18 protein-coding genes and 1 riboswitch are annotated in these 22,322 nt (G+C 66.0%); of the genes, 8 read left to right on the top strand and 10 right to left on the bottom strand.

All coding sequences use genetic code 11. The annotated features are described in order from the left end of the window. The first annotated feature begins 57 nt into the window (after window positions 1–57). The 3 genes from L2Y96_RS19760 to L2Y96_RS19750 are packed head-to-tail and all read left to right on the top strand — an operon-like array spanning window position 58 to window position 3,258. Window positions 58–1,197 carry a glycosyltransferase gene (locus L2Y96_RS19760; RefSeq protein ID WP_247329661.1) on the top strand — a complete coding sequence of 380 codons (1,140 nt, stop codon included), beginning with the start codon at window positions 58–60 and terminating at the stop codon, window positions 1,195–1,197. Continuing rightward, a complete protein-coding gene (locus L2Y96_RS19755; protein ID WP_247329659.1) occupies window positions 1,194–2,474 on the top strand; it encodes an O-antigen ligase family protein in 1,281 nt (426 codons plus the stop codon). The genes L2Y96_RS19760 and L2Y96_RS19755 overlap by 4 nt, the downstream gene beginning before the upstream one ends. Continuing rightward, the gene (locus L2Y96_RS19750; protein WP_247329656.1) at window positions 2,464–3,258 is read left to right on the top strand and encodes a glycosyltransferase family 2 protein; all 795 of its coding nucleotides are present in this window, start codon (window positions 2,464–2,466) and stop codon (window positions 3,256–3,258) included. Before L2Y96_RS19755 ends, L2Y96_RS19750 begins: the two co-directional genes overlap by 11 nt. Here the strand turns inward: L2Y96_RS19750 and L2Y96_RS19745 are convergent. Beyond that, on the bottom strand, window positions 3,205–4,119 hold the full coding sequence (locus L2Y96_RS19745; protein ID WP_247329653.1) for a VirK/YbjX family protein: 915 nt from the start codon (window positions 4,117–4,119) through the stop codon (window positions 3,205–3,207). The two genes, L2Y96_RS19750 and L2Y96_RS19745, sit on opposite strands and share 54 nt — an antisense overlap. Before the next feature lie 242 nt (window positions 4,120–4,361). After that, a complete protein-coding gene (gene lpxL / locus L2Y96_RS19740; protein WP_247329650.1) occupies window positions 4,362–5,279 on the bottom strand; it encodes an LpxL/LpxP family Kdo(2)-lipid IV(A) lauroyl/palmitoleoyl acyltransferase in 918 nt (305 codons plus the stop codon). A gap of 80 nt (window positions 5,280–5,359) precedes the next feature. On the opposite strand from lpxL, the gene waaA reads away from it, so the two are divergent. Next, window positions 5,360–6,625 carry a lipid IV(A) 3-deoxy-D-manno-octulosonic acid transferase gene (gene waaA, locus L2Y96_RS19735; protein ID WP_247337149.1) on the top strand — a complete coding sequence of 422 codons (1,266 nt, stop codon included), beginning with the start codon at window positions 5,360–5,362 and terminating at the stop codon, window positions 6,623–6,625. Between the two features lie 685 nt (window positions 6,626–7,310). Here waaA and L2Y96_RS19730 read toward each other — a convergent pair. Beyond that, window positions 7,311–8,681, bottom strand: coding sequence for a TolC family outer membrane protein (locus tag L2Y96_RS19730; RefSeq protein ID WP_247329647.1), 1,371 nt, complete (start codon window positions 8,679–8,681; stop codon window positions 7,311–7,313). 40 nt (window positions 8,682–8,721) lie between these two features. Beyond that, entirely contained in the window at window positions 8,722–9,381 is a 660-nt protein-coding gene (locus L2Y96_RS19725) for a protein-L-isoaspartate O-methyltransferase family protein (RefSeq protein WP_247329644.1), read from the bottom strand. A gap of 357 nt (window positions 9,382–9,738) precedes the next feature. Here L2Y96_RS19725 and L2Y96_RS19720 point away from each other — a divergent pair, with 357 nt between their 5' ends. The 4 genes from L2Y96_RS19720 (at window position 9,739) to L2Y96_RS19705 (ending at window position 14,315) form a co-directional block, all read left to right on the top strand. Next, window positions 9,739–10,395, top strand: a complete 657-nt coding sequence (locus L2Y96_RS19720; RefSeq protein ID WP_247329642.1) for a TetR/AcrR family transcriptional regulator — start codon at window positions 9,739–9,741, stop codon at window positions 10,393–10,395. 38 nt (window positions 10,396–10,433) lie between these two features. Continuing rightward, a riboswitch (TPP riboswitch) is annotated at window positions 10,434–10,531 on the top strand. Between the two features lie 73 nt (window positions 10,532–10,604). Next, window positions 10,605–12,365 carry a phosphomethylpyrimidine synthase ThiC gene (thiC, locus tag L2Y96_RS19715; protein WP_247329640.1) on the top strand — a complete coding sequence of 587 codons (1,761 nt, stop codon included), beginning with the start codon at window positions 10,605–10,607 and terminating at the stop codon, window positions 12,363–12,365. Window positions 12,366–12,676: 311 nt separating this feature from the next. Next, entirely contained in the window at window positions 12,677–13,249 is a 573-nt protein-coding gene (locus L2Y96_RS19710; RefSeq protein WP_247329639.1) for a ferritin-like domain-containing protein, read from the top strand. A gap of 43 nt (window positions 13,250–13,292) precedes the next feature. Continuing rightward, window positions 13,293–14,315: a DUF2333 family protein gene (locus tag L2Y96_RS19705; protein WP_247329637.1), complete on the top strand. Its 1,023-nt coding sequence runs from the start codon at window positions 13,293–13,295 to the stop codon at window positions 14,313–14,315. A gap of 239 nt (window positions 14,316–14,554) precedes the next feature. Here the strand turns inward: L2Y96_RS19705 and ppa are convergent, their stop codons facing one another. The 6 genes from ppa to L2Y96_RS19675 form a co-directional block, all read right to left on the bottom strand. After that, window positions 14,555–15,088, bottom strand: coding sequence for an inorganic diphosphatase (gene ppa, locus L2Y96_RS19700; protein WP_247329635.1), 534 nt, complete (start codon window positions 15,086–15,088; stop codon window positions 14,555–14,557). Window positions 15,089–15,368: 280 nt separating this feature from the next. Then, window positions 15,369–17,495 (bottom strand): prolyl oligopeptidase family serine peptidase, encoded by a 2,127-nt coding sequence (locus L2Y96_RS19695; protein ID WP_247329633.1) that lies wholly within the window; start codon window positions 17,493–17,495, stop codon window positions 15,369–15,371. A 232-nt stretch (window positions 17,496–17,727) separates the two neighbouring features. Beyond that, window positions 17,728–19,776: a sodium-translocating pyrophosphatase gene (locus L2Y96_RS19690; RefSeq protein ID WP_247329631.1), complete on the bottom strand. Its 2,049-nt coding sequence runs from the start codon at window positions 19,774–19,776 to the stop codon at window positions 17,728–17,730. Window positions 19,777–20,036: 260 nt separating this feature from the next. Next, a complete protein-coding gene (locus tag L2Y96_RS19685) occupies window positions 20,037–20,432 on the bottom strand; it encodes an RcnB family protein (protein WP_247329629.1) in 396 nt (131 codons plus the stop codon). A 15-nt stretch (window positions 20,433–20,447) separates the two neighbouring features. Beyond that, window positions 20,448–20,888 (bottom strand): RcnB family protein, encoded by a 441-nt coding sequence (locus L2Y96_RS19680; RefSeq protein WP_247329627.1) that lies wholly within the window; start codon window positions 20,886–20,888, stop codon window positions 20,448–20,450. A gap of 139 nt (window positions 20,889–21,027) precedes the next feature. Next, window positions 21,028–22,314, bottom strand: coding sequence for an amidohydrolase family protein (locus tag L2Y96_RS19675; protein WP_247329626.1), 1,287 nt, complete (start codon window positions 22,312–22,314; stop codon window positions 21,028–21,030). Between the last annotated feature and the right edge of the window lie 8 nt (window positions 22,315–22,322).

The following is a 22,322-nucleotide window of genomic DNA, read 5'->3' as shown; positions in this document are numbered from 1 at the left end:
GCCCGGGCGGGCTCGCTGCATGCATCGCCCGCCAATCCTTCACAACCGGACCGCGCCATGGCCACCGTCTTCCCAGCCCGGACGATGACCGTTGTACAACTCGTACCCGCCCTTCATTCGGGCGGTGCCGAGCGCTCGACCCTCGAAATCGCCAAAGCCCTCGTCGAGGCCGGCCACCGTTCCATCGTGGTCTCGGCCGGCGGCCGCCTCGTGGCGCAGCTCGAAGCCGAGGGTAGCGAGCACATCACCCTGGCCATCGGCCACAAGTCGCTGCGCACGCTGTTCACCGTGGGCAAGCTGCGGCGCATCCTGCGCCAGGTGAAACCCGATATCGTCCACGCCCGTTCGCGCCTCCCGGCGTGGGTCGGCTGGTGGGCCATGAAGCGGGTGAAGCCGCGCCCGCATTTCGTCACCACCGTGCACGGCCTCAACAGCCCGGGGCACTACAGCAGCATCCTGCTGCGTGGCGAACGGGTCATCGTGGTGTCGCAGACGCTGCGTGATTACGTGCTGCGCCATTACCCCGACGATATTTCCAGCGCGCGCATCTCGGTGGTGCCGCGCGGCGTCGATACCGAGGCCTTCCCCTACGGCTACCGCCCGGACGATTCCTGGCAGCGCGCGTTCTTCGAGGAATACCCGCAGCTGGAAGGTGCGCCCCTGCTCACCCTGCCTGGCCGCGGTACGCGCCTTAAGGGCCACGCCGACGCGATCGAGCTGATCGCCGACCTGCAGAGCCGCGCCATCGATGCGCGCCTGCTGCTCATGGGGGCCGACGAGCCGGGCCGCGAAGCCTACGTGGCCGAGCTGCGTGCGCTTATCCGCGAGCGCGGGCTCGAGGCCAAGGTGGTCATTTCGCCGCCGCGTTCCGATATCCGCGATGTCTACGCCATGTCCAACCTCGTGCTGCAGCTATCGCAGCGGCCCGAGTCGTTCGGGCGCACGGTGGTCGAAGCCCTGGCCATGTGCCGGCCCGTGCTGGGCTATGCCCACGGCGGCGTGGGCGAACTGCTCGCCGAGCTCTACCCCGCGGGCCGCGTACCGCTGAACGATCGCGAGCGGCTGGTGGAGCGCGCGGCGGAACTGCTCCGTTTCGCACCGCCCATCCCGCCGCCGCGCAGCTACCGCCTGGTCGATATGCAGGCCGCGACGCTCGCGCTGTATGCCGAGGTGGTGGAAGGCGTACCCGTCGCGTGAGCACCCCGGGCATCAAGGCAGCCCTGCGCGCCGGGCTGCGCTCACCGCTGTTGCCGGTATGGCTGGTGCCTGCGTTGTTGCCGTTCGGGCGCAGCGCCGAGCTCGGCGTGTTCCTGGCCCTGGTCGGCGCCATCCTGTTGCTGGTGCGCGAACCGCAAGCCCTGCGCCATCACCCGGGAGCGAAACTGTTCCTGTGGTTGTTCGCGGCGTATGCCGGCGCCGCCCTCATCTCGGCGGTCGATGCCGTCGCGCCCGGCAAGAGCTGGGGCACGCTGGCCGGCATCCTGCGCTTTGCACCGCTTGGCGTGTACACCTGCTTCGCCATGCGCCGGCCTGGCAAGGTGCGTGCGCTGTACATCGCAACCGCCGCGGTCGTTGCTATCTGGGTGCTGGATGCGTGGGTGCAGGCGTTCACCGGGATCGGGCTCGCCGGCCACTCCAACGCGGAGCGGCTCTCCGGCATCTTCGGTAGCGATAACCTGAAGCTGGGTCCCGCGCTGTCCGCCTGCGCCCCGTTCCTGCTGTGGAGCGTGCGCGAGCGCTGGGGTCGTTGGGCGCTGGTCGGCGCTTACCTTGCCACCCTCGGCCCCGTGCTGCTCTCCGGTTCGCGCGCGTCCTGGATTTGCTACGGGCTGGTCGGCCTCGCCTTCCTGTGGCGCGAAGCCGGTAGCTTCAAGCGTTTCGTCGCCGCCTGCGCCGCCGCGGGCGTGGTCGTGGTCGCTGCCGGGCTGCTGGCCTGGCAGGTTTCGCCGCGGTTCCGCGAACGCATCGCGCATACCTTGCCGGCCTTGAATGGCACCTCCCAGGGCCTGGATACCGCGCTGACCGGCCGCCTGGATATCTGGAAAACCTCGCTGCGACTGTACGAGGGCAACCCGGTGAATGGCGTCGGCGTGCGCGGGTTCCGCGTGGCCTATCCCACCTATGCCGCTCCCGGCGACCACTTCCTCACGATCGAGAAGTGCGGGGAGGGCGAGGGTGCCTGCCATGCCCACCAGGTGGTGCTGGAGGTGGCGACTGAAACCGGCACGATCGGCTTGCTGGCCTGGCTCGCGGCTACGGTGTTCGCCGTGCGCACCTGGTGGCGCGCTGGTGCCGAGGCGCGCCGCCGGGCGTTCCCGCCGACCGTGGCGTTGTTCGTGATCTTCTTTCCGTTGAATACCCACATGGCCTTCTACTCAGCGTGGTGGGGCCTGCTCGCCGCCTGGCTGTTTGCCGTGTGGTGTGCGGCGTTGTTCGCCGACCTGCCCGATGCGGAACCACGGCATGGCGGGTGAGCGGCTCTCGGTCGTCGTCACCACCTTCAATAACGCCGACACCCTCGGTGAGTGCCTGGCCTCGGTCGCGTTCGCCGATGACATCGTGGTGCTGGATTCCGGTTCCACCGATGCTACCCGGCTGATCGCCGAGCGCGCGGGTGCACGCGTCCACGAACAGCCTTTCGCTGGCTACAGCGCGCAGAAGCAGGCGGCGATCGACCTGGCGCGGTATCGCTGGGTATTGCTGCTGGATTCCGATGAGGCCGTACCAGCCGAAGCGGCCGAGCGGATCCGTTCCGCGCTGGTCGATCCGTCGGTGGCTGGTTACGAGTTGCTACGCCGCGAATGGGTGTTCTGGCGCTGGCAACCGGCGCGGGCACGGCTGAACCATTACGTCCGCCTGTTCGATCGTGAGCGTGCGCGCATGAGCGGGCACGAGGTACACGAGAGCGTCGTGGTCGATGGGCCGGTGCGCCGGCTCGATGCCATCATCGATCACCACGGTGAACGGGATATCGAAGGCCGGGTCGACAAGGCAAACCGCTATTCATCGCTGCAGGTGCGCGACCGGCATACGCGCGAACCGCGGGCATTGCGCCTGCGCATGGTGGCGTATCCGATGGTCGCTTTCGCCCGCTACTACTTCTGGCGTGGGCACTGGCGTGGCGGCTGGGCCGGCTTCATCGCCGCCCGCGTGCACGCGTTCTATGCGTTCCTGAAGTACGCCAAGCTCTACGAGCGGCGCATCTCACGCCGCCGCGGCGAGCACGGGCCGGTGGAAGCCGAACGGCACGACAATTAGCTCGCAGGCTTCCTGGCGCAGCGCTTCACGGCGGCGGAATTCGCTGCGGCGCTTGCTCTCCACCTCGGATTCAAGCCGCACCGGTTCGCGCGGCGGCAGGCGGTAGAAGCCGTAGTCGCCCAGTTCACCGCCGGCCTCGAGCCAGAAGCCGTCGTAATCGGCCTTCACCTTGTTGGCGATGCCGCCGAACACGTGGCGGTCGTTGCCCACGCCCAGTACTTCTTCGATGCCATATGCGCTGGCGATCGAACGCACCATCGAGAGCAGTAGGTTCTTCGGGCGCAGGCCGTGGCATTGCTTCGTCAGTTCGCGCACGGCCTCGCGGCCTGCGTTGTTCGCGGCGCCCTGCAGGCAGCCGATGACGATGGTGCGGCCACCGTTGATGATCGAGAACTGCGCGTACGAAAGCTGAAGGCCCGAGGCATCGGTAAGCGAGATGCTGAGTTCGCCCTCGCGCCCGCGGCGGATCGGCGCTTTCAACAGCAGCGACAGCTCGCTGCCGTCGCGCAGCGGCAGCTTGCCGGCCAGCACCTGTCGCTCGCGGTAAAGCATGTGGAACAGCTCGCGCGGAAAGCGAGACAGGGCGAAATCGTAATGCGCGCGGACGGCCTGCAGACGCTGCTCGGTGCTCCACGCTTTGCTGATGTAACGGTGCTGGTAGCGCTCGATCAGCACGGCATCCACTTCGCTAATACCTGCCATGGCCGGTGTTTCCAGGAAGGCCAGCCATGCATCGTGTTCGCGCCAGCGCTTGAACGAACGGCCGCAATACGTCAGCACGGCGCCGAGCGCGTGCGAGCGGGTGCTATGCCAACCGGCGCGGCCGCGCAACGAGCGCGCGAAGCGAAACAGGGACTGCATGGGGAGGGTCCGTCTCGTGGGGGAACGACGGACGTTTTACACCGTTAATTTTTCGCCTGACTTTCGTGAGAAGAAACGATTTAGCGGCCGTTGCCGCGTAGAAAGTTTCGGGAAAGCCCCACGAAAGCCCGAGCCGCTTTTTTTGTAGGAGCCCACCCTGTGGGCGACATCTTTCGCGAAAGCATCACAGGGCCTGTGGCGTTTGTACGAAAGGCGTCGCCCACAGGGTGGGCTCCTACGGATCAATAGATCTTTGGCTCACCCGGCGGGCGTGTCTTGAAACGCTTATGCACCCAAAGGTATTGCTCAGGTGCCTCGCGAACCATCGCTTCGATCTCGCCGTTGACGCGTTCGGTATCGGCTGCGGCATCCGCCGAGGGGAAGTCTTCCATCGGTGCACCCAGGCGCATGACGTAACCCGAATCGTCCGGCAGGCGGCGGTGATGGAACGGAATGACCACCGCGTTCGACATGCGCGCGAGGTGATGCGTGGCCGTGATGGTCGCCGCGCGTACGCCGAAGAACCGGGCGAACACGTTGTCCTTGCTGCGCATGTCCTGATCGGGGGCGTACCACAGCGTGCCGCCCGCCTTCAGGTACTTCACCGTGCCGCGGATATCGTCCTTCTCGAACATGGCGGCCGCGTAGTGCAGGCGCGAACGGAGCACGGCGAACTCGAAGACGTCCGAATCCATGCGCCGGTACATGCCGGCGATGCGGATGCGCTGAGAGACCAGCCGAGCACACAACTCGAGATGGGAGAAGTGTCCGCCGACGAGCAATACGCCGCGGCCCGAAGCGCGCGCGGCTTCCAGGTGCTCGAGGCCGTCGATCGTGACGGGGACGTTGGCGATGGCCTTGTCCGAACCCATCCAGCCCAGGGCGAACTCGGCCAGCATCATGCCGACGTCGCAGAGGTTGGCTCGGACCAGGGCCTTCTGTTCCTCCGCGGAGAGCTCCGGGAAGCACAAGGCGATGTTGGTGGCCGCGATGCGCCGGCGCTCCTTGTTCAGGTGCAGTGCCAGCCGGCCGGTGAGCCGGCCCAGGCCCATCAAGGCGCGAAAGGGCAGGTGGGCGATCAGCCAGATCACGCCCACGCCCAGCCATCCCGCCCAGTTACGGGGCATCAGGAGGGCACGGGTAAGGGTGGGGCGGGGCATTCCGGGCATGGCCGGCCATTGTAGCGGACTGGGGCGGCTATACTGCCCGGCCTACCGCCACCAACGGGTATAGCGTGCTGCTGCGCCTGCTCTACAACCTGGCCATGTACCTGTTCACGCCGCTGGTGATGGTGCGCCTGATGGCGCGCGGCATGCGTTACGGGGATTACCACGTGCGCTGGCGCGAGCGCTTCGGCAGTTTCAGGGAACCCCGGCTGGCCGGCTGCCTCTGGGTCCATGCCGTCTCCGTCGGCGAGGTGAACGCCGCCGAGCCGCTGGTCAAGGCGTTGATGGAAGCCTACCCGCGCGCACCCATGCTGGTGACCACCGTGACCCCGACGGGCTCGGAGCGGGTCCGCCAGCTCTTCGGCGATTCGGTTCACAGCGTCTACCTGCCCTACGACCTGCCGTTCGCCGTGAAGCGCTTCCTGCGTAACACCCGGCCGCGGCTCGCGGTGATCGTCGAAACCGAGATCTGGCCCAACCTGTATTTTGCGTGCCGGCGCCACGGTATCCCGCTGCTCATCGCCAACGCCCGCCTTTCCGAGCGGTCGCTCAAGGGCTATGCGCGGATGAGCTCGCTGGTGCGCCGCGCGCTGCGTTGCGTGAGCCACATCGCCGCGCAGTCGCGGACCGATGCGGCGCGCTACCGTTTGCTCGGTGCCGAGCCGAGCCAGCTCACCGTGTGCGGCAACCTCAAGTTCGACATGCCCGTGCCCAGCGCGGCGCTCGAAGCCGGCACGGCCATGCGCGAGGCGTGGGGCGCGGGGCGCCCGGTGTGGATCGCGGCGAGTACGCACGAAGGCGAGGAAATGTGCGTGTTCGAAGCGCACACCGAGGTGATGCGCCGCCTGCCCGATGCCTTGCTGCTGATTGCTCCCCGCCATCCGGAGCGCTTCAAGGCGGTCGAAGCCTCCGTGCGCAGCCTGGGCTTCAACGTGGCGACGCGCAGCGCTGACAAGGTGCCCGGCCAGGCCACGCAATGCTTCGTCATCGACTCCATGGGCGAGTTGCTGCGCTTCTTCGCCGCGTCCGACGTCGCGTTTGTCGGCGGCAGCCTGGTATCGATCGGCGGCCACAACGTGCTCGAGCCGGCGGCGCTCAGCAAGCCGGTGCTGGTGGGGCCGTATACCTACAACTTCGAAGAGATCACCCAGGCGCTGCTCGATGAGCATGGTGGGCAGCGTGTGCAGGATGGCTCCGAACTCGGTACCGAGGTGCTGGCGCTGCTGCGCGATGAACCGCGGCGCGCGGAGATGGGCCAGGCGGCCCGCCGGGTATTCGAAAGCGAACGCGGCTCGGTTGGTAAGGTGATGAAGCTCGTGGATACCTTGCTTCAGGAATGAACCGTCGCATGGCGTCGCGCCTCGTGATCGGTTCATTCGCTGGTGCGAATGCGTGTTTTGAGCGGCTAGCGCCGCCTTAGGCTGGGGGTTTGTTGGGGTCGGGGGCGGTCAGGGCCTTGCGGCCGCCAGTCGCGGACCTTCGGACCGGGCCGTATGCACCTCTTTCGCGGACACCGTGACGTCACGCGGCCCTCCGCTCATGTCGGCCGCAAGGCCCTGACCGTCCCCGAGTCCACACGTCTCGTTGCGTGTTGCGCAAGCCAGTACACCGAAACGCCGCATTCTGTAGGAGTCCGCCGTGTGCGCCGTCCTGCGCGTGACTCCCAGCCGCGTGAGCGTTGCTACATGTACATAGCTCCAAGTCGCAGGCTCTCCCGCCATGAACCTCATCGCTGGGTGCGCGGGTGGGCAAGCCCTGGGGGCCGACATGAGCGGAGGGCCGCCGAACGCTTCGATTATCGCGAAAGCGGCGCCTACGGCCCGGTCCGCAGGTCCGCGACTGGCGGCCCCCAGGGCTTGCCCACCTGCGGCTTCCTCAATCTAACAAGGACGAGGCGGCGAACGTCGCTTAAGACATGCATTCGCTTCAGCGAATGAACCGATCACCGAGTGCGACGCGGGAACAAAAAAAACGGCCCCAAGAGGGGCCGTTTTTTTATTGCAACTGCCACTGCGGCTGCGGGGGTTACTGCAGCAGCGAGTTCACCGCTTCGAGATCCTTCACGTCCACCGTGCCGGCGGTCTGCTTCAGCAGCAGCTTGTCGAGCACGAACTGGTGGCGGGCCTGCGAGTAATCGCTGAGTGCCGAGGTGAGGTTCTGCTGGGCGATCAGCACGTCGACGATGGTGCGGGTACCGACTTCGAAACCGGCCTGCGTTGCATCGCGTGCGCTTTCCGCGGACTCCACGGCGGCCTTGGTCGCTTCCACCTTGCTGATGCCGGCGACGACCGAGCGGTAGTAGTTCAGCGTATCGCGCACGACCTGGCGGCGGGTGGATTCCAGCGAATCCTGGGCCGAGTCGCGCTGGTAGATGCTCTGGCGAACGCGCGACTGCGTGGCACCGCCGGAGAAGATCGGCACGTTCAGCGTGAGGCCCACCGAGGTGGAACCGCGGCCGTTAGCGGCGGCAGTCGTGCCGGTGCCAGCGCCGACGTTCTGGTTCCAGGCCGTGCTCTTGCTGTAACCCAGCGTGGCATCGATCGTCGGCAGGTGACCCGCGCGGGCCGACGAGATGCTGTGCTCGGCGGAATCCACGTTGTACTGCGCGGCGATGATGGTCGGGTTGGTCTTCACGGCTTCCGAGACCCATGCCTGCGCATCGTTCGGCGACGGTGCATCCATCGGCAGCTGCTCGCGCAGCTTCTTCAGGTTGTCCGCCGGCTTGCCGGTGATCTGCGTCAGCGCTTCGCGCGAATCGGCGAGGGTGTTTTCCGCGGTGATGACCTGGGCCACGGCCGTATCGTGCTGGGCCTTGGCGTCCTGGACGTCGGTGATCGCGGACAGGCCCACGTCGAAACGCTGCTGTGCCTGTTCCAGCTGGCGGGCGAGCGCCTGCTCGTTGGCCTTCTGGAAGGTGAGGGCGTCGTCGTTGGTCAGCACCTGGAAGTAGGCGGTGGCCACGCGGGTGGAGAGCTGCTGCAGGGCCGCCTCGTAGGTAGCGTTCTGCGAATCCGCCGACGAGCGTGCCGCCTTCAGGTCCGCGTACTTGCTGAAGTCCACCACGCTCTGGCTCACCGTCGCGCCGAGCTGGCGCGTACGGCTGTGGCCGACGTCGCCAGTGACGCCGATGGGGTTGTTATTGTTGTCGTAGAGCGTCTCGTGGACAGGGCCGTTCGGGTCGGTCTGGGTGAGGCTCAGCTGTGCGCTGACCTGGGGCAGCAGCAGCGCACGGGCCTGGGTCACGCCCTCACCGGTGGCGAGGCGGGTGGAATCGGCCTGCGACAGCACCGGGTCGTTAGCCCGGGCCTGGCGGTAAGCGTCAAGCAGGTCTTCGGCATGGCTCGCGAAGGGTGCCGCCGCCAGTGCCAGCGCAACGGTAAGGAGCTTCAAGCGCATGGGTTCGCCTCGTGGGTAATGGGGAAAGCTTTGAAAGGGTTCAGAGCACGAAGCGCTTCACCGGCGCGGCATGCGCCAGGTAGGGAAGGTCCGTTTCAAACAACGATTCCTCGCGGTAGCGGCCTTCACCCTCGTGGGTGAGCAGGACCGCCGTCTGCGCCGGCGAATCGCCGCGCACCACGAACATACGGCCACCCGGCTTGAGCCAGCGGACGAACTTCTCGGGTACAGCGTGCACCGCGCCCGTGACAACGACGACGTCGAAAACGCCAGCCGGCGTGTAGCCGTTGACGGCTTCGCCCACGGCGAGCGTGGCATTGCTGACGCCGGCGGCCGCGAGGCGCTGGCGTGCGGCGTCGACGAAATCGGCGTGCATGTCGATGCTGGTGACCTTGCCGGCCAGGTGGGCGAGGCAGGCGGTGAGGTAGCCCGAGCCGGTGCCGATTTCCAGGACCTCATCGGTCTTGTTCAGCGCCACGGCCTGGAGCAGGCGGCCCTCGATCACCGGCTTCATCATGACTTCGTCATGGCCCAGCGGCAGGTTCAGGTCGGCAAAGGCGACATTGCGGTGGGCCGGAGCCACGAAATCTTCGCGGCGGATGGTCTTGAGGGTCTCGAGTACGGAGTACTCAAGCACTTCCCAGGGGCGAACCTGGTTCTCGACCATGTTCTGGCGGGCCTGCTCGAAATTCATCGCCATGGTGTTCAATCCCGTACGAAAAGCTGAAAAGAGTCGGATGGAGAAGCGGTTATGGGCCGTTTTCCCCGATAGGCAAAGGCTGCGGTCCCGCTGCGCCCCGGCTAAGTGCCGGAAGTCACCGGGCGGGGCTGACGGAAGTCACCCCCGGGCAGGCCCCACGCCGGCTGAACGGCCGGTAGGCGGGAATCCTGGCAACCATGGAAGCCGCACGCGGGCGGCCCCACCTATTCTAAGGTAGGACGGCGGCTCCGCTCGTGTTCCAGCTTGCTATCGTGTGAAAAAGATGCACAGCCCGCTGGAAATAACTAAACCGCTGCGTATAATAAAGTCATAATTTTTGTTTGTGAAGGTGCAGCCATGAACGCCAGCCCGAAAATGAAGACCCAGGGCCCGGGGCGTCCGAAGGACATGGAGAAGCGCGCGGCCATCCTCGATGCCGCCAAGGCGCTCTTCACCCAGGGCGGTTTCGCCGGCACCAGCATGGATGCCGTCGCGGCTTCGGCCGGTGTGTCCAAGCTCACCGTCTACAGCCATTTCGGCGACAAGGACAACCTCTTCCGCGAGGTGATCCGCGCCCACGTGCAGGAGCGCCTGCCGGACGACCTGTTCGATTTCAGCCCTGGCGCCGATATCCGCGCCACGCTGGATAACATCGCCAGCCGCTATGCGCAGATGGAAACGAACATCGAGTCCGTCGGCACGTTCCGCGCCATCCTTTCCGACTGCCAGGCCGGCGGTAATCCCCGCTTTGGCCGTCTGGTGTGGGAAGAGGGCCCGGTGCGCATGCACAAGCTGATGAGCCGCCTGGTGAGCGATGCCGTGGAACGCGGCCAGCTCGAGGTCAGCGACATCAGCCGCGCCACCACCCAGTTCCTGGCCCTGCTCAAGGGCGATCTCCTCATCCGCCGCCTGTTCGGCTGCGAGGACTGCGCCGTGCAGTTCGCCGAGGAAGTGAAGACCAACGCGCTCGCCGCGGTCGAGATGTTCATGCGGGCCTACGCGCCCCGCGGCTGAGCCGCACTCGCGTTCCGCCCCGCTTCGTGCTTGAATCGGCCCCGAAGCGGGGGTGCCGGCGCGTTGCGCAGGCTGAGAGAGTCCCTTTGAACCTGATCCGGTCAGTACCGGCGTAGGAAGCTTTGTCCACGGGAGCCGTGCGCCTTGTTGCGCGCCCGGCCGCCCGTGGCGGTGCGTCCGCTTCTCCCTCCCTCAGAGCCGAGAAGCCGATGAACGCCATCTCCCCCGAACTCGCCCGCGCCGCCCGCGAGCTTTCCGCTGCCGTCACCACGCCCCTGCCTGGCTCACGCAAGATCCATGTGGCCGGTAGCCGGCCGGATATCCGCGTGCCCATGCGCGAGATCGTCCAGGCCCAGACCCCCACGCTGTTCGGTGGCGAAGAGAACCCGCCGCTGGTGGTTTACGACACCTCGGGCCCGTATACCGACCCGGCGCATGCCGTGGACCTGGCCGCCGGCCTGCCGCCGCTGCGTGCCCCGTGGATCGCCGCCCGCGGCGACGTGGTCCGGCTGGATGGGCTGTCCTCCGCGTTCGGCCGCGCCCGCGCCGACGACGCCCGCCTCGACGCCATCCGCTTCCCGGCCCCTCGGACCCCGCTGCGGGCCATGCGCGGGGCCAACGTCACCCAGATGCATTACGCCCGCCGGGGCATCGTCACGCCGGAAATGGAGTTCATCGCCCTGCGCGAGAACCTCGCCCCTACCTTCATCCGCGATGAGGTGGCCCGCGGCCGCGCGATCATCCCGTCGAACATCAACCACCCCGAAGCCGAGCCAATGATCATTGGCCGGCACTTCCTCACCAAGGTGAACGCGAACATCGGCAACAGCGCGGTGAGCTCGGGTATCGCCGAGGAGGTGGAGAAGCTGGTGTGGGCTACGCGCTGGGGCGCGGACACCATCATGGATCTCTCCACCGGCAAACATATCCACGAGACGCGCGAGTGGATCCTGCGTAACTCGCCGGTGCCCGTCGGTACCGTGCCGATCTACCAGGCGCTGGAAAAGGTCGGTGGCGTCGCCGAAGAGCTCACGTGGGACGTGTTCCGCGATACGTTGATCGAACAGGCGGAGCAGGGCGTGGATTACTTCACGATCCACGCCGGCGTGCTGCTGCGTTACGTGCCGCTCACCGCCGGCCGCGTGACCGGCATCGTCTCGCGCGGCGGCTCGATCATGGCCAAGTGGTGCCTGTCGCATCACCGCGAGAATTTCCTCTACACGCACTTCGAGGAGATCTGCGAGATCATGAAGGCGTACGACGTCGCCTTCAGCCTGGGTGACGGCCTGCGCCCGGGCTCCATCGCCGACGCGAACGATGCCGCGCAGTTCGGTGAACTCGATACGCTCGGCGAGCTCACCAAGGTGGCGTGGAAGCACGATGTGCAGTGCATGGTGGAAGGGCCGGGCCACGTGCCGATGCATCTCATCCGCGAGAACATGGACCGCCAGCTGGCCGTGTGCCACGAGGCACCGTTCTACACGCTGGGGCCGCTCACCACGGATATCGCGCCCGGCTACGACCACATCACCAGCGCCATCGGCGCGGCAATGATCGGCTGGTTCGGCACGGCGATGCTTTGCTACGTGACGCCCAAGGAACACCTGGGCCTGCCCGATCGCCAGGACGTGCGCGACGGCATGATCGCCTACAAGATCGCCGCGCACGCGGCCGACCTGGCCAAGGGCCACCCGGGTGCGCAGCGTCGCGATAACGCCTTGTCGAAGGCGCGTTTTGAATTCCGCTGGGAGGATCAGTTCAACCTCGGACTCGATCCGGAAAAAGCCCGTGCCATGCACGATGAGACGATGCCGAAAGACGCGCACAAGAGCGCGCATTTCTGTTCCATGTGCGGGCCGAAGTTCTGCTCGATGAAGATCACCCAGGATGTTCGCGATTACGCCGCCGGGATGGATGCGAAGGCGCTGGAATTCCGCGAACAAGGTGGGGAGGTTTACGGCAAGGCCTGACCGGCAGCGCCGCCCGGCGATCTGGTCGGCTGCGCTGCGATCTGGCCGGCTACGCCGCGATCCGGCCGGCTGCGCTGCGATCTGGCCGGCTACGCCGGATCGCACGTAGGAGCCCACCCTGTGGGCGACATCTTTCGCCTCACCGCTGCGGGCCCTGTGGCTCTTTCGCGAACGGCGTCGCCCACAGGGTGGGCTCCTACAGCGTCCTTGGTGGTGGGTTCACCGGTGCCGCGCCGTTATCTTCACCCGGTTTTTTCAACGCCGGCCCTACCGTCGACCGCCTAACCCAACTCCCGTATGGAGCACAGGCCATGGCCAGCGCAAAACCCTTTGTGAGCGATATTGAGAACATCCGTAAGCGTGCCCGCCAGCACATCGACAACGGAGCCGTCACCGCCGGCTACCGCGCGGACCGCGAAACGGTGATCAAACTGCTCAACGAAGCGCTCGCCACCGAGATCGTCTGCGTGCTCCGCTACAAGTATCACTACTACATGGCACCGGGCATTCATTCGCAAAGCGTGAAGGCCGAATTCCTGGAGCACGCTACGCAGGAACAGGAGCACGCCGATCGCATCGCCGAGCGCATCACCCAGCTCGACGGCACCCCCAATTTCAACCCGGAAGGCCTGCTTTCCCGCAGCCACGCGGATTACGTCGAAGGCGTGGACCTGGTCGACATGATCAAGGAAGACCTCGTCGCCGAACGCATCGCGATCGATAGCTACCGCGAGATCGTTTCGTACATCGGCGATGACGATCCGACCACGCGGCGGATCATGGAAGACATCCTGGCGCAGGAAGAAGAGCACGCCGAGGACATGGCCACGCTGCTGGAAAACCTGGGCAAGAAGGGCGAGCCCGCGGCACCCTCGAAGCATTGATTAGGTAAGCTTGGGGCATCGCTCGCTACGGAGAAGGATCATCATGAACGCGACCGCCGCCCCGTCGCCCGCGCCGCGCAGGCGCCGCCGCCCGCTCAGCCTGGCGATCGCCCTGCCGATCGCGCTGCTGGTATTGCTGGTGCTGTTCTTCATGTGGTGGTGGGACAAGGAGCCGGAGCAGTTCGATCCGGTCCAGGTCACCACCGCGCATATGAAGGAGATTGGCCGCCCGATGAGCACCGGCGCGGTCACCACCTACACGCTGATCCGCTCGGTCGATACCCTGATGGACAAGCGCGGCGGCTACCTCAGCAACGACAGGCTGCCGCCGGGCGCCTTCATGGATAACCTCCCCAATTGGGAGTTCGGTTCGCTCACGGCCTCGCGCGACCTCGCCCGTGCCCTGCGCAACGATTTCAGCCGCTCGCAGACGCAGTCGGTGGAAGACAAGGCGCTGGGCGAGGCGGATCCGCTGCTCAATAGCCCGAATGATCGCTGGCTGTTCCCAAGCTCGGAATCCCAGTACGCCAAGGCCGTGGACGACCTGGGCGATTACCTGGGGCGGCTAAGCGATACGGAAGATGGCAACGCCCACTTCTACGCGCGTGCCGATAACCTGGCTGACTACCTGCAGACGGTATCGGCGCGGCTGGGCTCACTGTCCCAGCGGCTATCCGCGAGCGTGGGCCAGCTGCGGGTCGACGCGGCGCCAAATGCCGATGTCAGCGGCAGTGCGGCACCGTCGAAGGCGGTGTACGTCAAGACGCCCTGGAACAAGATCGACGATAACTTCTATGAGGCCCGCGGTTACACGTGGACCCTGCTCGAACAGCTCAAGGCGATCCGCCAGGATTTCGGCCCGATCCTGCGCAGCAAGAACGCGGACGCGAGCTTGCAGCAGGTGATCCGCGAGCTCGAAGAGTCGCAGAAGTCGCTGGGCAGCCCCGTGGTGCTCAACGGATCGCCGTTCGGCTTCTTCGCCAACCACTCGCTGGTGATGGCGAACTACATCTCGCGCGCCAACGCCGCCATCATCGACCTGCGCACCCTGCTGGGCCGCGGCTAAAAAAAAGCCCGCCAAAAGGCGGGCTTCCTGACGCTGGCGATATCTTTCGCCTCACCGCTAAAAACCCCGCGGCTCTTCCGCGAACGGCGTCGTGTAGGAGCCCACCCTGTGGGCGACATCTTTCGCCTCACCGCCAAAGACCCTGTGGCTCTTTCGCGAACGGCGTCGCTCACAGGGTGAGCTCCTACAGCAGCGGGTCCGTCGTATTGACCGACCTGTCGTATCGACCAGCGGCTGTCTTACTTCGAGGCCTTGTAGCGCTCGATGCCGGCGATGATTTCAGACTTCGCCTCGTCGGCGCCGACCCAGCCATCGACCTTGACCCACTTGCCCTTCTCGAGATCCTTGTAGTGCTCGAAGAAGTGGCCGATGCGCTCGAGCCAGTGGCCCGACACCTGCTTGATATCGCGGATGTGGCCGTAGCCAGCGAACACCTTCTCGACCGGGACCACGACCAGCTTCTCATCGGCGCCGGCTTCGTCCGACATCTTGAGCATGCCGACCGGGTGGCAGCGGATGACCGAGCCCGGCACCAGCGACAGGGGCAGGATCACCAGGGCGTCGAGCGGATCGCCGTCGCCACCCAGGGTGCCCGGCACGTAGCCGTAGTTGCACGGGTAGCGCATCGGGGTGGAGAGGATGCGGTCGACGAAGATCGCGCCGCTGTCCTTGTCCACTTCGTACTTGACCGGCTCGGCGTCCTTGGGGATTTCGATGATGACGTTGATTTCGTCCGGCACATTCTTGCCGGCGGGGACGAGGTGCAGGCCCATGGGCGTTCCTTGATGCAGTTGGGTTATTGGAGCAGCCCACAAGGATACAAGAACGCGGGGGGAGGGGGTGCGGGCCCGCCCCCGAGGCCGTTCAGGGACCGGTAGGAGCCCACCCTGTGGGCGACGCCTTTCGCGGTGAGGCCACAGGGCCTGTGGCGGTGGGGCGAAAGATGTCGCCCACAGGGTGGGCTCCTACCTTGGTCTCGCCACAGGGCCTGTGGCGGTGGGGCGAAAGATGTCGCCCACAGGGTGGGCTCCTACCGGGGTAGGCCTCGGGGCCTTATTTCAGGTGGTCCCACAGGTAGATATAGGCCAGGGCGCTCATGAAGGCGGCCTGCTTGTTGTCCGCCGCGGCGCCGTGGCCGCCTTCGATGTTCTCGTAGAAGCTGGCATCGAAGCCCATGGCCTGCATGCGGGCGGCCATCTTGCGGGCGTGCACCGGGCCCACGCGGTCATCCCGGGTGGAAGTGGTGAACAGCACGGCCGGGTAGTGGGTGCCCTTGTGCAGGTTGTGGTACGGGGAGAAGGTCTGGATGTACTTCCACTCCGCCGGCTTGTCCGGGTCGCCGTACTCAGCCATCCACGAGGCGCCGGCCGACATGTGCGGGTAGCGCTTCATGTCCAGCAGGGCCACCTGACTCACCACCGCCCCGTAGAGCTGGGGGTACTTGGTCAGCATGTTGCCGGCCAGCAGGCCGCCGTTGCTGCCGCCCATCATGCCCATGTGCTTCGGGGTGGTGATCTTGCGATCGATCAGGTCCTGCGAGACCGCCGCGAAATCCTCGTAGGCGCGCGGGCGGTTGGCCTTCAGCGCCGCCTGGTGCCAGCGCGGGCCGTACTCGCCGCCGCCGCGGATATTGGCGATGACGTAGACGCCGCCCTTCTCCAGCCACGAGCGGCCCGGCCCTGCCAGGTACGCCGGCTGCAGCGAAATCTCGAAGCCGCCGTAACCGTAGACCAGGGTGGGGTTGTTGCCATCGGCCTTCATGGCCTTCGGGGCGATCTCGAAGTACGGCACCTTGGTGCCATCCTTCGAGGTGGCGAAGTGCTGGGTCACCACGAACTTCGAGGCATCGAAGAAGGTAGGCGTGTGCTTCAGCGCTTCCTGGCCTTCCTTGCCCAGCACGCCGTGGTACAGCGTGGTCGGCTGGAGGAAGCCAGAGACAGTGAGGAAGTAGTCATCGCCCTCATCGGCATCGATGCCACTGGCGGCCATGGTCGAAAGCGCCGGTGCGCCGCCGAGCGATTCGCTCTTCCACGGGCCGTTCGCGGCGGGCGTGAGCACCTGGATCTGGCTCACCACGTCGCGCATGAGATTCAGGATGAGGTGGTTCTTCGTCCACGAATGGCTGGCGAGCGAGGTGTGCGCATCCGGTGCGAACAGCACGGTGATGTCGCGCTTGCCCGCCATGTAGTCGTCAAACTTCGTGACCAGCAGCGAACCCGAGGGGTACGTGGTGCCGCCCACCTTCCAGTCGGTGCGCGGTTCGATCAGCAGCCACTCGCGCTCGACATCGGTCTCGGCATCGTTCGGGACATCGATCTTGGTGAGCTTGCCGTCCTTGCCGCGGACGAAGGTTTCGCTGCTGTAGAACTCCAGCGCACGCTGCACGAACTCGCGCTCGAAGCCGGGCGTGAGGTCGCGGTAGGCGGAGATCGACATGTCGGTCTTCTTGCCTTCGTACACCGTGGTGGCGGAGGCGAGCGGCGTGCCGCGCTTCCATTCCTTCACGATGCGCGGGTAGCTCGAATCGGTCATCGAGCCGGCGCCGAAATCGGTGGCGACGAAGAGATGATCCTTATCGATCCAGGCGACCTGGCTCTTGGCTTCCGGCAGGCTGAAGCCGTCTTTGACGAACGTCTTCGTCTGCAGATCGAATTCGCGGATCACGTCGGCATCGGCGCCGCCGCGCGACAGCGAGACCAGGCACAGGCGATCGTCGGGCTTCAGGCAGCTGACGCCGTGCCACACCCAGTTTTCCTTCTCGGCCGCGGAGAGGGCGTCGAGATCGATCACGGTTTCCCAGGCGGGCTTGTCCTTGCGGTACTCAGCCAGCGTGGTGCGGCGCCAGAGACCCTTCGGGTTCGCCTTGTCGCGCCACAGGTTGTAGAAGTGATCCCCAATCTTGTTGACCATCGGGATCTTCGCATCGGAATCCAGCATCTCGAGGATGCGGGCGTCCAGGGTCTTGAACTCCTGCGATTCGGCGTACTTCGCCACCGTCTTCGCGTTTTCGTCCTTCACCCATGCGAGCGGCTTCGCGCCGTCGATGTCATCAAGCCAGAGGTTTTCGTCATCGCCAGCGGCCTGGGCGGCCGGGGCGGCGGGGGTCTTGGTCGGTTCGTTAGCCTGGGTCATGCCACTGAAGGTAAGGGCGATGGCCAGCGCAATCCAGCGTCTGTGCATGGGTGGGTGTCCTTGGGGCGAATAAGCTCCCCGGGACCATACCCCAGCGGGGCCACCCTCCGGCCCATGACCTCTTACCTATGCGCTCCCCCGGTAGGAGCCCACCCTGTGGGCGACGCCGTTCGGGTAGGAGCCCACCCTGTGGGCGACGCCGTTCGCGGAAGAGCCACAGGGTCCTGCGGCGTTATCGCGAAAGATGTCGACCACAGGGTGGGCTCCTACCGGGGCCGGCTTACAGCAACGGGATCAACAACAACGCCACGATGTTGATGATCTTGATCAGCGGATTCACCGCAGGGCCGGCGGTGTCCTTGTACGGATCACCCACGGTATCGCCGGTGACCGCGGCCTTGTGCGCGTCGGAACCCTTGCCGCCGAAGTGGCCATCCTCGATGTACTTCTTCGCGTTATCCCACGCGCCACCGCCGGTGGTCATGGAAATGGCCACGAACAGGCCGGTGACGATGGTGCCGATCAGCACGCCGCCCAGCGCCTGCGCGCCGGCTTCGGGGCCGCCGAGCCATTTGAAGCCGAAGATGACGACCACCGGCACGAGCACAGGGAGCAGCGACGGCACCAGCATCTCGCGGATCGCCGAGCGGGTGAGCAGGTCCACGGCGCGCGAGTAATCCGGCTTCGTGGTCCCTTCCATGATGCCCTTGATCTCACGGAACTGGCGGCGGACTTCTTCCACGACGGCGCCCGCTGCGCGGCCCACCGCCTCCATCGCCATGGCGGCGAAGAGATAGGGGATCAGGCCGCCGATGAGCAGGCCGATGATCACGTAGTGGTTGGAAAGATCGAAGCGCACCTCCGCACCGCCGAAGTGGACGCTGAGGTTGTGCGTGTAGTCGGCGAACAGCACGAGCGCCGCGAGGCCGGCCGAGCCGATGGCATAGCCCTTGGTCACGGCCTTGGTGGTGTTGCCCACCGCATCCAGCGGATCGGTGACGCCGCGGACCTCGGCCGGGAGTTCGGCCATCTCGGCGATGCCGCCGGCGTTATCGGTCACCGGGCCGTAGGCGTCGAGGGCCACCACCATGCCGGTCATGCTGAGCATGGCCGTGGCGCTGATCGCGATGCCGTACAGGCCGGCGAGCGCAAACGAGCCCCAGATCGCCGCGCACACCGCCAGCACCGGCAGCGCCGTCGATTTCATCGACACGCCCAGCCCCGCGATGATGTTGGTGGCGTGGCCGGTGGTCGACGCCTGCGCTACATGGCGTACCGGTTTGTATTCGGTGGCCGTGTAGTACTCGGTGATCACCACCATGGCGCCGGTAAGCACCAGGCCGATGAGGGCGCAGCCATACAGCCGGCCCGTGCCGAAGGCGCTGTTCGCCATCAGCTGGTCGGTGATCGGCCAGAACGCGATGGCCGCGAGCAGGGCCGAGACGAACACGCCGGCGTACAGCGCATTCATGATCTTGCCGCCGCGGGTTTTCACGAAGAACGTGCCGATAACCGAAGCGACGATGGAGGCACCGCCGAGCACGAGCGGGTAGAGGATGCCGTTCGGCCCCACCTCGGTCGCGAGCACGCCGCCCAGCAGCATCGTGGCGATCAGCGTGACCGCGTAGGTTTCGAAGAGGTCGGCGGCCATGCCGGCGCAGTCGCCGACGTTGTCGCCCACGTTATCGGCGATGACCGCGGGGTTGCGCGGATCGTCCTCGGGGATGCCCGCTTCCACCTTGCCGACCAGGTCGGCGCCGACGTCAGCACCCTTGGTGAAGATGCCGCCGCCGAGGCGGGCGAAGATCGAGATGAGCGAGGAACCGAACGCCAGGCCGACGAGTGCGTGCAGGACATGGCCGCGTTCATAGCCCAGGTGGGTGAGCACGCCGTAGTAGCCCGCCACGCCGAGCAGGCCAAGGCCTACGACGAGCATGCCGGTGACTGCTCCGCCGCGGAACGCTACCGCGAGGGCAGAAGAAAGGCCGCTCCTGGCGGCCTCGGCGGTACGCACGTTGGCACGAACCGATACGTTCATGCCGATGTAGCCGGCCGCTCCCGAGAGCAGCGCCCCCAGCGCGAAGCCGATGGCCGTACCCCAATCGAGGCATATGCCTATAAGAAGGAAGAGGACGATGCCGACGACACCGATGGTCGCGTACTGGCGGTTGAGGTAGGCACGTGCGCCTTCCTGGATGGCGGCAGCGATTTCTTGCATGCGGGAATTGCCTGGCGAACGTGCCAGGACCCAGCTGACCGAAAACGCGCCGTACAGAATCGCAACGACCGCACATCCCAGCGCGATCCATAAACCGTACTGTTGCAGCATCGAAGCCTCCCCGAATTGTGGGAGCCCATGAAGGGCTCACCCCGAGTATAGGCAGGGGAGGCGCGGAAACATGTTGTGCGCTGCGCAAGGCACCGCCCATAAACGGTAGGAGCCCACCCTGTGGGCGACGCCGTTCGCGTAGGAGCCCACCCTGTGGGCGACGCCGTTCGCGGAAGAGCCACAGGGCCTGCGGCGTTTTGGCGAAAGATGTCGCCCACAGGGTGGGCTCCTACGGGGGGCGTCCTTGCCCCAAACGTGCCTTAGTGCTGGAGCACGATGTCGGTGATGATGCCGGTGGCGACGGCGACGAGCAGGAACTGGCCGTCATCGTCATCGCGCACCCAGTGGTAACCACGCGGCGGCTCGCGCAGGCGGCGGGTGCGCCAATCATCGACTACAACGACGCGGCCGTCGTAACGGTGGCCGCGCTGCCAGTCGTGGCGCATGTGGCCCGGGGGCGGGCCGCGGTCATCGTGATGGTCATAGCGGGCGTCATAGTGATGATCGTCGCGATGGTCATCACGGTGATCGTCGCGATGGTCGCGGTCGTCATGGTGGTCGTCGTGTCCCGGCGGGGGCGGCGGGTCCCAGGCGAACGCGGGAGCGATGCTGCCGGCAGCGACGAGGCAGAAAGCGAGTTTGCCAAGCATCTTCATGGTGTGTCTCCGGATTTAGCGGGTGGCGATGTCGAAGATGACGCCGGTCGCGATGGCGACAAGCAGGAAACTGTTGTCCTCACGGACCCAGTGGTAGCCACGCGGCGGCGGGCGCAGGCGGTAGCTGCCGTAGTCGTACACCACCACGTTGCGGCCGTAGTAACGGTGGCCGCGTTCCCAATGGCCGTAGTAACGCGGCGGCGGGGGCGGCGGGCGGTGGTAGTACGACGGGCCGTGGTAATAGCCGTGGCCGTAATAGCGCGGCGGGGGCGGCGGCGGGCGATGGCCGTGCCAGCCGTTGTCGTGGTGCCAGTCGCCGCGGCCACGGTTGTCGTAGCCGTGGTGGTCGCGGTCGCGGTCGTGGCCACGGTCGTGGTCATGGTCCGGAGCCGCCACGGCGGCCGTGGTGGCGGCAAGCGCCAGGGCAGCAAGGGCAGTACGCAGCAGGGTTTTCATCACGGCTTTCTCTCAGGTGACGATCCGCAGGTGGGACCGACGATTCGCATCCTAGGAATGCGAACCTGAACGAAAGAACGTGTTTTTGAAAGACTCGCGAAAGTAATTAAGTGACGCGACAGCTATTGAACCGCCGCGTTCAGTAAATCGATCCGGGCCGGAACTCAAGTGTCAGATTTTCCGGGCTTTCCGGCAGGAAGAGCTCCGAGCGCCGTTCAGCTGAGCGGGCGAGGATCGCGCCCCCGCGAACGACCAGCAGGCGGTTGGCCTTCAGGCGAATCGCCTCGTAGGTGTCGCCGGCCTGGAGCAGCACGAAGTCCGCACGATGCCCCGGCGCGATTCCGTAGCCTTCGAGGCCTAGCACCCGCGCCGCGTTGGTCGTTACGGCATCGAAGCACTGTGCGACACCGGCGGTCGAGGTCATCTGCGCCACGTGCAAGCCCATGTGCGCCACCTCGAGCATGTCGCCCGAGCCCATGCCGTACCAGGGGTCCATCACGCAATCGTGGCCGAAGGCGACGTTGACCCCGGCGGCGAGCAGCTCCGGCACGCGGGTCATGCCACGGCGCTTCGGGTAGGTATCGTGGCGGCCCTGCAGCGTGATGTTAATCAGCGGATTCGCGATGGCGTGCACGCCGGCTTCCGCGATCAGCGGTAGCAGCTTCGAGACGTAGTAGTTATCCATGGAGTGCATGGACGTGAGATGCGAACCGGTGACACGGCCCTGCAAGCCGGTACGCACGGTTTCCGCCGCCAGCGTCTCGATGTGCCGCGACCACGGGTCGTCGGACTCATCGCAATGCATGTCCACGCGCAGGCCGCGCTCGGCAGCGAGTTCGCACAACCAGCGGATCGACTCGGCCCCGTCGGCCATGGTGCGTTCGAAATGCGGGATGCCGCCGACCACGTCGACACCCATGTCCAGTGCGCGAACCAGGTTCGCCTTCGCCGTCTTCGAACGTAGCAGGCCATCCTGCGGAAAGGCCACCAGTTCCAGATGCAGGTACGGGGCGACCTTACGCTTCACTTCCAGCAACGCTTCCGTCGCCAGCAGGCGGTCATCGCACACATCCACGTGGCTGCGGATCGAGAGCAGGCCTTGCGCCACGGCCATGTCGCAATAGGCGAGGGCACGCTTCACGAGGGCTTCGTGGGTGAGCTCCGGCTTCAGCTCGCCCCACAGTGCAATGCCCTCAAGCAGGGTGCCCGAGGCATTGAGCCGCGGCAGGCCCAGCGAAAGCGTGGCATCCATATGGAAATGCGCATCGACGAACGGCGGCGCCACCAGCCGCCCCTGCGCATCGATCTCCTCCACGCCCTTCGCGGGCAGCGCCGGCTGGATCGCCGCGAACCGCCCAGCTTCGATCCCGATATCGACATCCTTGCGGCCGTCGGGAAGATTGGCGTGGCGAATAATCAGGTCCATGGCGCGCT

The organism is Luteibacter aegosomaticola (genome assembly GCF_023078475.1).
Lineage (GTDB): Bacteria > Pseudomonadota > Gammaproteobacteria > Xanthomonadales > Rhodanobacteraceae > Luteibacter > Luteibacter aegosomaticola.
The sequence above is the reverse complement of the archived record's forward strand: the minus strand, read 5'-3'. Positions and strand labels throughout refer to the sequence as shown.